We start from the raw sequence: 12048 nt of genomic DNA, 5'->3' as shown, positions 1-12048 counted from the left end.
TCGGCTCAGTCGTTCTCGGCGCGCTTCAAAACCGGAATGGTCGCCGCGACGAGCAGGAGCACGATGGTCGGCGCGAGCAGGCGCGGAAGCTGCGCCCACCAGTCGAAACCGACCTCCCAGAAGGCCCACGCGAGCGTGCCGAGCCAGGTGACGAGATAAACCGAAAAGGCCGCCATGGAGGCGCGGAACAGGAAATAGGCCGTCAGCAGCAGGCCGACGCCGGCAATCGCGTAATAGTAAGACCCACCCAGCGAAATCAGCCACACGCCGCCGGCAAAGATCGCCAGCCCGAAGGCCAGCAGCACCACGGCGAGCGCCATGGTCAGCCAGTAGCCGATCCCGTGCGCGGATCGTTCGTGTTCATGGGCGTGCGAGGAATAGGTTGCAGTTGTCATCGGAGGCTCCCTTCGTCTGCCGCCAGGCGCGGCAAGCGACGGCCTGCTTGTCCACGTCCTCCCGCATCCCCCCTCGTGCGGATCATCAGACGGGATCACGCAGTGGCATTCTCTATGACCGGTGCGTTCCAGATGCAGGCCATCGCAAATTCTTTCATGTCATCTGGCCAACGTATGCTCGCGCCTTTCGTTCCGTAATTTCGCCGCACGATCTTCTCGTTTCCGCCATTGCCGCGCCGACACGCGGCTGGACAGCGGCCTCCCCGGCGCCTATGGCTGGGCCCTGCCCCCCAAACGGACGCGCGGAGAAATCGTGACCAAGGCCATCGCCCTCTTCTTCGTGCTCGTCGCCCTCATCCAGGTGATCCGGCCGCTCGGCTGGCCGGGGCTCAGGCGGCGCAAGGATGCCTGGAAGCTGGTTGCCGCGGGTTTCGCACTCTCCGTCGTCGTGGTCGGCTGGTCGCTCACCCGGTGAGCGTGCGGCCGCGAATATCCGGCCGGTTCTTCCCCCGAAATTTCATTGTCGGCCGGCCCTCTTGGCGCCTATATCCTTGGGCAACGGACAAGGATGATGCCTGATGAGCGATCTTTTCGCTGCCGCCGGCGCGGCCACTATCGCGCCGCGCCCGCTCGCCGACCGGCTGCGCCCGGAAAAGCTGGAGGACGTGGTCGGCCAGGACCACATCGTCGGACCGGAGGGGGCGCTGACGCGGATGCTGCGCTCCGGCTCGCTCGGCTCGCTGATCTTCTGGGGCCCGCCGGGCACCGGCAAGACCACCGTCGCAAGGCTGCTGGCGCGCGAGACCGATCTCGCCTTCGAGCAGATATCGGCGATCTTTTCCGGCGTGGCGGATTTGAAGAAGGTGTTCGAGGCCGCCCGCATGCGCCGCATGTCGGGACGCGGCACGCTCCTGTTCGTCGACGAGATCCACCGCTTCAACCGCGCCCAGCAGGACTCATTCCTGCCGGTGATGGAGGACGGCACGGTCACGCTCGTCGGCGCCACCACCGAGAACCCGTCCTTCGAACTCAACGCCGCCCTCCTGTCGCGCGCTCATGTGATGAGCTTCAAATCCATCGATGCCGCCGGCATCGAACGGTTGCTCGCGCGTGCGGAGGAACTGGAAGGCCGGCCGCTGCCGCTCGATGCGGAGGCGCGCGAAACGCTGATCCGCATGGCCGACGGCGACGGCCGCGCCTCGCTGACGCTTGCCGAGGACGTGTGGCGGGCGGCCGGCGAGGGCGAGACCTTCGATGCCGCGCAGTTACAGGAGATCGTCCAGCGACGCGCGCCGATCTACGACAAGTCCCAGGACGGGCACTACAATCTCATCTCTGCGCTGCACAAGTCGGTGCGCGGATCGGACCCGGACGCCGCGCTCTACTATCTCTGCCGCATGTTCGATGCCGGCGAGGATCCGCTGTTTCTCGGCCGCCGTCTGGTGCGCATGGCGGTGGAGGATATCGGCCTTGCCGATCCGCAGGCCCTCGTCATCGCCAACGCGGCCGTTGAGCAGTATCGGCTACTGGGCACCCCGGAGGGCGAACTGGGGCTGGCGCAGGCCTGCGTCTATCTGGCGTCCGCGCCGAAATCGAACGCGGTCTACAAGGCGTTCAAGTCGGCGATGCGGTCGGCCAAGCAGGCCGGCTCCCTGCCGCCGCCACGCCACATCCTGAACGCCCCGACCAAGCTGATGAAATCGGAAGGCTACGGCGAGGGCTATCGCTACGACCACGACGAGCCCGACGCCTTTTCCGGCCAGGATTATTTCCCCGAACAGCTCGGCCGCCAGCACTATTACGAGCCGGTGGAACGCGGCTTCGAACGCGAGATCCGCAAGCGGCTGGACTACTGGGCGAAGCTCCGGCGCGAACGCGGCGAGGGGTGAGGAGGTTTGCGGGAGGGGGAAATTGCCCGTCGACTTTGCCAAGCGTTCGCTGTCATCCCCGCGCAGGCGGGGATCCAGCAACCACAGGGTTTGATTGTCGACGCGACGGGTGTGTCTGAACGAAAGGCCTCTGGAATGCTGGATTCCCGCCTGCGCGGGAATGACAAGCCAAGGGCGCCAACACCAAACGGCTCTTCCCCCCTACCCCGCGATCCCGCGCACCAGCCACAACGCGGCGAACAGCGCGCCGATGGAGGCGACGACCGTGATCGCCATGTAGCCCAGCGCCAACTCCATGTGGCCGCGCTCCCAGATCGTCGCGAAATCCAGCGAGAACGACGAGAACGTCGTGAAGCCGCCGAGCATGCCGGTTGCCACCAGCAGCCGCAGGCTCTGGAACGAGCCGTCGAGGCGCGCCAGAATCGCGATGAACAGGCCCATGATGAACGAGCCGAGCACGTTGACCGTCAGGGTGCCGAAGGGAAAGCCGCCGCCGAACTGGCGCAACATGTAAAGGCCGACCAGATGCCGGCCCGCCGCGCCGATGCCGCCGCCCAGCGCGACGAGGAGGAGATGTTTCATTCTTCTGCTGTTTCGCTCGTTTTATTCCGCCGCCGGGCTCGCCCCGTCCTTGCGGGCTCCGAGCCGCTCGAAGCCCTTGACCGCCTCGTCGTATTTCGGGTCGATCGTGCCCATCGCCCGATCCCAGAAGGAAAAGAAGTTGGCGAAGTTGTACCTGAAGCGCGAATGGTGCTGGTCGTGGAAGGTGACGCAGACCATGGGAGAGGGCGCGCGCGAGGCGGGGCTCGCCCAGAACTCGAAGCCGGAATGGCCGATCGTGCCGTTGAAATGGTCGTAGAGCCGGTGGCCGACCAGCACCAGCGCGGGGATCGGCATCACCAGCGGCGCCCACAGATAATAGCACTGCATCACGAAGGCATCGACCAGATCGTCGCTGTAGGTGCTCCACACCGTCGGCGCCACCGAGCGGTGATGCTCGGCATGGAAGCGGTACATCAGCTTCGTGTGCATGAACCGGTGCATCCAGTAGAACCAGGCGTCAAACACCACGATGGAGACGACGAACATCAAGGGCACCGACCACCACGACAGCGCCAGCGGCTCCACCAGCGTGAAGCCGCGATATTGCAGGAACAGCCCGCCCGCAAGGCACCCGTCGGTCACCAGCAGCGAGATCACCGACTGGCGGATTTCCCTGCGCATCCGCTTCTCGCCGCGCCGGTTTTGCTGGATGCGGCGTTCCGGGTACCGGTTCTGGATGGCGACCAGAACCCAGCCGGTGACGAAATAGAGAAAGACATTCGCCGCATAGACCGCCGCCCACCAGGGCAGGAAGTCGAGGAAGAGGTTGCCTGCGGCGCCTGTCCAGCCGCCCGTCAGCCACTCAGCCATGGGCTTTCTCCCCGCTCCCGGTGCCGGCGCCCGCCGCCGACACGTCCGCCCCGTTCCCACCACTCGTGTTGCCACCAGCCGCGGGACGTTCGAATTCCGCCACCATCGCGTCGTAGCGCGGATCGACCGTTCCCATCATCCGGTCCCACAGCGAGAAGAAGTTGCCGAAATTGTAGCGAAAACCGGAATGGTGCAGGTCGTGAAAGGTGGTGCAGATCAGCGGCGAGGGCCAGCGCGCGGTGGGCGAGGCAAAATACTCAAAGCCCGCGTGCCCGATCATGCCCGAGACCTGATCGTAGAGCCGCTGGGCAAAGAGCGCTGCGGCCGGCATCGGCAGGATAAACCAGATCACGAGATAGTAGCCGTGCTCTATCAGCGTATCGACGGTGGTGGAACTGTCGTTGCTCCACGCGGTGGGAGCGACGGAGGCATGGTGCGGCGCGTGAAAGCGGTAGAAGGCCGGCAGGTGCAAGAGCCGGTGGCCCCAGTAGAACCAGGCGTCGAACAGCACCATGGAGACGACGAACATCCCCGGTATCGACCACCAGGTCGCCTCCAGCGGGGCGATAGTCCAGCCGTTCAACTGCGCGAAGAAGCCGGCGGAAATCAGCGCGGACGAGGTGGCGAGCGCCTTCATGGAGGCGCGGATTTCCCGACGCATGCGCTTGGAGCCGTCGCGGTGGGGCTGGATGCGGCGATCGGGATGGCGGCGGTTGACCCAGGTGAGCGCGAGCCCGGTCGCGAAATAGACGACCAGCGTCACCGCATAGACGGCGAGAAACAGCATCATGTAGTGGACAAGCAGTCCCGGAGCCGCCACGGCAATCCCCATTCCGATCATCATGAAAAGCGCCGGATCGCCGGCCGGCAGGCACCGCCGCGCCCTGCCCAGCGCCCCGACATCGCCCGCTCCGCGACCGGATCCGGACCGGCCCCGGATCAGAAAGCGCAACCTAGAGCAATTCACGGCCGGACGAAAGCCGATGCGGGTTCTTGCGTTGCAGCCCATCGTTCGAGACGGCGGCTGCGCAGCAACGTTGCACGTTGCAGCGCGCCCGGGATGACACCGGAAGCATTGGAGCCAACCGGGAGCAGCCCGAATTGCCGCCAGATCCCCCCCCCATTCGATTGTCATCCCCGCGAAGGCGGGGATCCAGCAACCACAGGACCACGCCGCAGCACATAAACCGCAAACGCCTCTGGAATGTTGGATTCCCGCCTGCGCGGGAATGACACCGAATGGGAAGTACCCACCGAGAAAATCAACGGTCCATCAGGACGCCGGGTCCGAGATCATGCCAATCCGGATTGTTCTCCTCGATCAACCGGATCTTCCAGGCCCGATTCCACTTCTTCATCTGCTTTTCGCGCAGGATCGCTTCGTTGATGTCCTCGAACTGCTCGTAATAAACGAGCCGCGCGACGCCATATCGGCTCGTAAAGCCGGGGATCAGCCCGTCGCGATGTTCCGAGATCCGGCGGACGAGATCATTGGTCACGCCGATATACAGTGTGCCACCGGCGCCACTTGCGAGCAGATACACATAGTAGGCATGCGACAGCACATGCACACTCCTGCGACCATACGAAAACCAGTCTCCGACGTTCGAGCACAATGCCTACCCCCCATTCGATTGTCATCCCCGCGAAGGCGGGGATCCAGCAACCACAGGACCACGCCGCAGCGCATGAACCGCAAACGCCTCTGGAATGCTGGTTTCCCGCCTTCGCGGGAATGACAATCGAGAGCATGAGGGCACGCGGGAAAACCGCCACTCCCCTCGCACGCTCCTTCCATAAAACTCACCGCGATCGAACCATGCCCAGACCGGCGGCCGGCGCCCGTGGTCCGTAGCGCGCCTCGATCCTCTCGCGCACGGAACCGATCAGTTCCGGATCGGCCGTCAGATGCGCCGCCTCCTCTTCCACGATCGCCTCGAAGATCCCGGCGCGCAGCCCCTCCTGATCCAGCCCTGCCGGCAGCCGTTCGCCCACCGCCGCCAGCACGATGGAAAGCAGCGTATCGGCGGCATTGAGCCGGCCCCAGAGATAGTCGTGCTCTCGCCAGGAGCGGTTGAAGAAGGCGCCGAACAGCGACAGCGCGGCGCCCTTGAGCTTGATCGGCCCGTCGTTGAGCGCGCCGGGATCGGTCGCCGAAATGCGGTCCACCAGAACCTCGTTCACCTCCGAAAATTCCCGGCGCTGCATCACCGGGAAGGTCACGAGATCGTAGAAGGCGAAGCCGATATAGGCGCCGGTCAGCCGCCGGCGCAGCGGGGCGGCGATGAAGGCGAAGTTCATTACCGAGAAGATGTCGTCGTGCAGCCGGTCGATCTCGCCAAGCGACATGGTGCGTGTCAGCCCGTCGAGAAAGCTCTTCAGCATCTCGTGGTCGTCGGCCGGGCTGCCCGCCAGCACCCGCGCGGCGAGCCGCGTCGCCTCGTCGTGGTTTTCCGCCCGCCAGTAACGCGCCAGCCGGTCGATCTGGTCGTAAAGGGTGGCCTTCAGGTCGTCCATCATCTCCGAGGACTGCTCGAAGATCTGCATTTCCGGCCAGTGGTAGAGATCGTTCAGCCGGCGGATGACGAAGCGCAGGCGGCGGATGCGGTAGTCGACATCGAGCCCGCGCAGGAAATCCGCCACGGGCTTGGGCACCGCCCGTGGCTCCAGCGGGCCGGCGGCAGGCGCGGCCGCGCGCGCCTCCTCCTCCAACCGGTGCAGATAGTCGCCAATCCGCCGCTCCATCTCCCGTTCCAACACCCGTTCCGCTTCCTTGTCGCCGCCCTCCACGGCAAGATGGGAGATCAGCCGCGCAAGCCGCTGGGAAAGAGAGGCGAGCTTGAGCTTCAGGTAGGGCAGATGCATGAAGCCCGCCTGCCGGTGCGCTTCCGCATTCGCCTCCTGCCGGCAGGCGCGCAGGCGCTGCACGGTCGGCGCGTCGTCGCCCTCGCGGCTGAGGATCGCGGCCACCTCCTCCTCCACCAGCGGATCCGTCGCGGCGATCAGATCGCCCAGATGCCGCGCCCGGCGGTTGCGGTCCTCAAGATCCGCCAGATCGTCGCCGATCGGCTCGTTGCGCGGGATCTGCGACAGCGAGGCCAGGATGATGCGGAAGAAGCCGGGCACCGTCTCACGATCAACCGGACGCCGCTCGATTTCCGGCATCGGATCGACATAGATCAGCCGGCGCACGACCTCGCGCATGGCCGGGCGGTCGCTGATCGCGTCGAGGACGGGGCCGAACGGCTTGTTCATCACAACCGACCCGTCAACGAAGACGGGCGGGATCGGATCGTCCGGATCGATGCCGAGGTTCTGGCGCAGGAACCGCTCGCGCTCGGGCCAGGCATCGCCGCGCTCCGCCAGAAGTCCGTCCATCTCGGCCACCGTGGCGGGCGGAAAGGCGCCGGGAAAGGATGCGGTCGCACGCGCGGCGAAAACCATGTCCGGCGCGTTCAGCCGTCCCATGTCGCTGTCGATCCGGCTCGTGCGGTGGAGCGCGCGGAAATGCAGGATGCGGCGGTGCTCCTTCTCCTCAAGTCCGTCGCGATTTTCCAGCAGGATCTTGCGCCGCTGGCCGTGAAAGTCGGTGAGCGTGACGAAGAGGTCGAGCCGCTGGCCGAGCGGCAGCAGGCTCGCGCCCTCGCGCCAGTGCGCATCCATGGCCGCGCAGGCATCCAGCATCCAGCCGGCGAAGTTCTCGCCCGAAAAGGGCGGCGTGAACCAGCGCGACTGCACGAAGGCGCGCAGCTTCTCGCGGGTTTCGGGATCGTCGATCTGGCTTTTCAGCGCGGAGGCGACCAGCCGGTCGATGACGGGCGAGACGGTGCGCTTGAAATAGCGGGTGAGCCCGTCCTGCGGCTTGGCGAGCCGGGTGACGTCGGCGTTCTCCAGCCACAGGGCGCGGTGGTCGTCGAGCGGCAGGTCGTGGGCAAGCGCGCGCGCCAACATGATTCCGTTGACCCCGCCGGCCGACGCCCCGGAGATCGCATCCACCACCACGCGCAGTTCCACTGTCTCGGCGAGCGCATCGAAGACCCTCCGCCAAGCCGCCTCCACCGGGGAGGGAACCCGCGACGGACCGGTCCCGACACGGGGCCCGTCGTCGGCCTCCTCCCGGACGCCGCGCGCCCTGCTGGAAGCCCGCACCATCGCCAGCACCTCGCGCGAGACCCCGTGCATGTAGATCGCCAGCGACACGCCGCCGTAGAGTACCAGCGCCAGCCGCAGCTCGATCTCCTTCATGAAGCGGTTCCTGCCAGTTGGGGGCGCGACGCGGAGGGAATGAGGATGCCCGTCCCCCCCCCCCCCCATCGCCGGGCCTCTCCGTCGTTCGGGAGAGCATTGTCCGACGACATCCTTGCACAAGTCTTTCCGACCGGAGAAAGGCCCCGCAAGGAAGGAACCGGGGATAAATCCGCGGCTTTCGCATTTCATTCGTAGATTCGAGAAATTCGAACCGAATTCGAGGAAATTCGAAGAAATTCAACTGACGATTCAAAACGCATTTCCGCCAGTTTGGGAGCCTTGCGCCCCCGTTTGCCACTTGTCCCCCCCTCACGGCCCGATCAAGACAAGTTGTTGGCCGGAGCCCGCCTTGTGACCCCTCGCACGCTCCCCGGCCAGTGATCTTGCCGCCCCGGCCCGCTATGTATCGTATCGGCGGGGGCGACTTGTCCCCGCCCGCACACTGCAAGGAGGACGACATGGCGAACGCGACGATCAGCCGACGGACGATGCTCTTCGCAGGCTCTGCCGTGGTGCTTGCCGGCGGCCTCGCGGGCGGCGCCTATTTTCGGGTGAACGCCAAGACGAGCGGCGACTTCGAGGTCACGCACACGGAGGAGGAATGGCGCAAGCTGTTGACGCCGCAGCAGTTTGCGGTGCTGCGCCAGGAGGATACGGAGCGTGCCTTCTCCTCGCCGCTCAACGACGAGAAGCGCGAGGGCATCTTCCATTGCGCCGGATGCGATCAGGCGGTTTTCTCCTCCAAGGACAAGTTCGACAGCGGCACCGGCTGGCCGAGCTTCACCCGCACCCTGCCCGATGCGGTCGGCTTCAAGAAGGATTACATGCTGATCTTTCCCCGCACGGAGGAGCACTGCTCGCGCTGCGGCGGCCACCTCGGCCACGTCTTCGACGACGGCCCCGCCCCCACCGGAAAGCGCCATTGCATCAACGGCGTGGCGATGACGTTCAAGCCCTCCGGCGTTTCGTGATTTTCGCCTCGGCGGGAATGGCATTCCCGCTCCGCTGACGCTATAAGGCGCGACATATCCACGCCAGCGAAAGCGCGAAAAATGAGCGGCATCGAAACCCGCACCGTGACATCCGACGAGGCCGGAATGCGCCTTGACCGGTGGTTCAAGAGCCATTTCCCCGGCCTCGGCTTCGGCCAGTTGCAGAAGCTCGTCCGCACCGGTCAGGTCCGCGTCGACGGCGGCCGCGCGAAGACTGACACGCGCGTTGCGGCGGGCCAGCAGATCCGCATCCCGCCGCTCGGAGTCGACCCCAAGAAGATCGAGAAACAGGCGCCGAAAAAGGTCTCCAACGACGACCGCGCGGCAATCGAGGCGATGATCCTCTATGAGGACAAGGACTTGATGGTGCTGAACAAGCCGGCCGGGCTCGCCGTTCAGGGCGGTTCGGGAACGCGCCGCCACATCGACGGCATGCTGGGCGCCTTCGCGGACAAGTCCGGCGACAAGCCCCGCCTCGTCCACCGCCTCGACAAGGACACCGCCGGCTGCCTCGTCGTCGCCAAGTCGCGCAAGTCCGCACAAGCCTTGACGAAGGCCTTCCGCTCGCGTTCCGCGCGCAAGGTTTACTGGGCGCTGGTCAAGGGTGTTCCCAAGCCGCGCCAGGGCAAGATCTCGACCTTCCTCGCGCGTGAGGAAAAGAGCGAGAAAATGGCGATTGCCCACCACGGCGACGACGACGCCCAGCACGCCATGACCTACTATTCGGTGGTCGACAATGCCGGCCAGAACCTCGCCTGGCTGAGCCTGAAGCCGGTGACCGGCCGCACCCACCAGCTGCGCGCCCACACCGCCCATATCGGCCATCCGATCATCGGCGACCCGAAATACTTCGACATCGAGAACTGGGAACTGCCCGGCGGGATGCAGAAAAAGCTGCACCTTCTGGCCCGGCGCATCATCATCCCGCACCCGACCCGCGGCGGGAAGCTCGACGTCACCGCACCCCTGCCGCCGCACATGCAGCAGTCATGGAACCTGCTCGGCTTCGATACTTCCGACTACGACCCGGAGGATGACGAGGAAGAGATCTGAGCGGGAGCAACGCGCTCGTCAGACTTCGAGATGGCACTGCACAGGTCCTCGATGTCTCACCCGAAATGCGCGTTGCCTGCTTCTGACTGTCATCCCCGCGCAGGCCGGAATCCAGCATCCCACGAGGGTTGCTATTCAATTCTGTAAAAAGATCCTGTGGTTACTGGATCCCCGCCTGCGCGGGGATGACAATTGTGCCTGTGGTTCTCATACCCATCCATCGTCATCACCCGGCGAAGTCCGGGTGATCCAGCGCGGGCCCCAAATGCCGCGGCTGACGGTGGATTGCCCGGACGGAGCCTGCGCCCGCAAAAGCGGGTGCCGGGCAATGACGGCGGAGGGACATGAGGGGCAATCCCCCTCCCTCCGCTTCCGTCAAACCCTGAAGCCCCCTACCCCCTGACTGCAAAGCGCAGGGTGCGGCCGTCGCGGGAGACCTCGACGCGCCAGACATAGGGCTCGGTGCCCGCGATGGAGGCGAGGCCGCGGGTGGATTTCACCGCTTCCTGATTGACCGAAGCGATGATGTCGCCGGCCTGCAGCCCGACGCGCTCGGCCGGAGAGCCGGGGGCAACCGTCTTGACGACCACGCCTTCCTCATCGCTCGGCAGCGACAGCTCTTCCGCCACCGCCGGCGAGAGGTTTTCGACGGTCGCCCCGGTGAACGGCGAGCGCCCGCCGATCTCGCGGGTGTCGCGCGGCACCGTCTCGGGCGCGGCTTCAAGCGCGATGGACAGCATGTGCTCGCGCCCGTCCGACATGACGTCAAGCTCCGCCTTGCCGCCGAGCTTCTTGGTGGCAAGCCGGTAGCCGAAGGCGTTCGGATCCTCCACCTGCGTGCCGTCCACCGCGAGCACCAGATCACCGACCTTGAGCCCGGCCTTTGCAGCGGGCGAGCCCTTGGCGATGCGGGTGACCAGAACGCCGCGCGGCCGGTCGAGGCCCATTCCTTCCGCGATGTCGGCGGTAACCGCCTGCATCGACGCGCCGATCCACGGCCGGCGCACCTTGCCGCCGTGCTTTGCCGCTTCTGCGATCAGCTTCACCATGTTGACGGGAATGGCGAAGCCGATGCCGTTGGAGCCGCCGGAGCGCGAATAGATGGCGGAGTTGATGCCGACCAGATTGCCCGACATGTCGACCAGCGCGCCGCCGGAATTGCCCGGGTTGATGGAGGCATCGGTCTGGATGAAAAACTGGTAGTCGGACACGCCCACATGGGTGCGCGCGACCGCCGAGACGATGCCCTGCGTCACCGTCTGGCCGACGCCAAAGGGATTGCCGATGGCGAGCACGATATCGCCAACCTCAAGCTTGTCGCTGTCGCCGAACTTCAGGTGCGGGAAGTCGCCGGTTCCGTCCTTGATCTTGAGGACGGCGAGATCGGTGCGCTCATCATCGAGCACGATGTCGCAATCGAACTCGCGCCGGTCGGAAAGCGCCACGCGCACTTCGTCGGCATCCTTGATGACGTGGTGGTTGGTGATGATGATGCCGTCGGCGGAGATGATCACACCGGAGCCGAGCGAGCGTTCCACCCGCTGGCGCGGCGCGCCGAAGCCGCCCTGATCGCCGAAGAAACGGCGGAAGAATGGATCGTTGAAGAACGGCGAGACCTGGCGCTGGGCGACGACGCGGCGGGCATAGACATTGACCACCGCCGGCGCAGCCTCCTTCACGATGGGGGCAAACGAGAGCTTGATCTGGGCGGCCGACTGGGGAACGGCACTCTCGGCATGAGCCTTGGGCGCGAACGGCGCCAGCACGGCGAGGGAGAGGATGAGGGAGAAGGCGGCGGTCGCCCGCCTAAGCGTTCCTGTTCGGTTTTTCTGCATCTTCGATGGTTCCGATTTTCTTGTTCCGCGCTGAACGGCGCGCGCGGGTATTCAGATAGTGTCGGGTCAACGATATGCGATGCGAATGCGGCAGGGTATGGCAGAGACGAAAGATGGAGGAAATTTAAGGTTTAGGCGGGCACACACGACATCGGTCGGCCTCGGACGAGATCAGCATTTTTGCCGGACGCGCCACTTGTCGCGACCCGACCTCACGGCACGG

General features: G+C 65.5%; 11 protein-coding genes. 4 read left to right on the top strand and 7 right to left on the bottom strand.

Features of this window, described 5'->3' with window-relative positions; genetic code table 11:
* Positions 1 to 5: 5 nt before the first annotated feature.
* Entirely contained in the window at positions 6 to 395 is a 390-nt protein-coding gene (locus V2L18_RS02765) for a hypothetical protein (protein WP_336176272.1), read from the bottom strand.
* Between the two features lie 313 nt (positions 396 to 708).
* Between V2L18_RS02765 and V2L18_RS02760 the strand changes: the two genes are divergently transcribed.
* Positions 709 to 870 carry a hypothetical protein gene (locus tag V2L18_RS02760; RefSeq protein WP_336176271.1) on the top strand — a complete coding sequence of 54 codons (162 nt, stop codon included), beginning with the start codon at positions 709 to 711 and terminating at the stop codon, positions 868 to 870.
* A gap of 103 nt (positions 871 to 973) precedes the next feature.
* Complete coding sequence (locus V2L18_RS02755; protein WP_336176270.1) at positions 974 to 2284, top strand: replication-associated recombination protein A; 1311 nt, start codon at positions 974 to 976, stop codon at positions 2282 to 2284.
* Between the two features lie 201 nt (positions 2285 to 2485).
* On the opposite strand, the gene crcB is transcribed toward V2L18_RS02755, so the two are convergent.
* The 5 genes from crcB to V2L18_RS02730 all read right to left on the bottom strand — a co-directional run bounded on the left by crcB (position 2486) and on the right by V2L18_RS02730 (position 7942).
* Positions 2486 to 2866 carry a fluoride efflux transporter CrcB gene (gene crcB, locus V2L18_RS02750; protein ID WP_336176269.1) on the bottom strand — a complete coding sequence of 127 codons (381 nt, stop codon included), beginning with the start codon at positions 2864 to 2866 and terminating at the stop codon, positions 2486 to 2488.
* A gap of 21 nt (positions 2867 to 2887) precedes the next feature.
* Positions 2888 to 3697 carry a sterol desaturase family protein gene (locus V2L18_RS02745; RefSeq protein WP_336176268.1) on the bottom strand — a complete coding sequence of 270 codons (810 nt, stop codon included), beginning with the start codon at positions 3695 to 3697 and terminating at the stop codon, positions 2888 to 2890.
* Positions 3690 to 4541 (bottom strand): sterol desaturase family protein, encoded by an 852-nt coding sequence (locus tag V2L18_RS02740; RefSeq protein WP_336176267.1) that lies wholly within the window; start codon positions 4539 to 4541, stop codon positions 3690 to 3692. Before V2L18_RS02740 ends, V2L18_RS02745 begins: the two co-directional genes overlap by 8 nt.
* Positions 4542 to 4959: 418 nt before the next feature.
* Positions 4960 to 5262, bottom strand: coding sequence for a GIY-YIG nuclease family protein (locus V2L18_RS02735; protein WP_336176266.1), 303 nt, complete (start codon positions 5260 to 5262; stop codon positions 4960 to 4962).
* 238 nt (positions 5263 to 5500) lie between these two features.
* Positions 5501 to 7942, bottom strand: a complete 2442-nt coding sequence (locus V2L18_RS02730; RefSeq protein ID WP_336176265.1) for a patatin-like protein — start codon at positions 7940 to 7942, stop codon at positions 5501 to 5503.
* Between the two features lie 461 nt (positions 7943 to 8403).
* On the opposite strand from V2L18_RS02730, the gene msrB reads away from it, so the two are divergent.
* Both msrB and V2L18_RS02720 read left to right on the top strand, forming a co-directional pair.
* The gene (msrB, locus tag V2L18_RS02725; RefSeq protein ID WP_336176264.1) at positions 8404 to 8916 is read left to right on the top strand and encodes a peptide-methionine (R)-S-oxide reductase MsrB; all 513 of its coding nucleotides are present in this window, start codon (positions 8404 to 8406) and stop codon (positions 8914 to 8916) included.
* A gap of 81 nt (positions 8917 to 8997) precedes the next feature.
* Entirely contained in the window at positions 8998 to 9990 is a 993-nt protein-coding gene (locus V2L18_RS02720) for an RluA family pseudouridine synthase (protein ID WP_336176263.1), read from the top strand.
* Between the two features lie 392 nt (positions 9991 to 10382).
* Here V2L18_RS02720 and V2L18_RS02715 read toward each other — a convergent pair whose 3' ends face one another.
* Complete coding sequence (locus V2L18_RS02715) at positions 10383 to 11825, bottom strand: DegQ family serine endoprotease (RefSeq protein WP_336176262.1); 1443 nt, start codon at positions 11823 to 11825, stop codon at positions 10383 to 10385.
* Between the last annotated feature and the right edge of the window lie 223 nt (positions 11826 to 12048).

Source organism: Breoghania sp. JC706 (assembly GCF_037026715.1).
In the GTDB taxonomy this organism is placed as follows: domain Bacteria; phylum Pseudomonadota; class Alphaproteobacteria; order Rhizobiales; family Stappiaceae; genus Breoghania.
The sequence above is the reverse complement of the archived record's forward strand: the minus strand, read 5'-3'. Positions and strand labels throughout refer to the sequence as shown.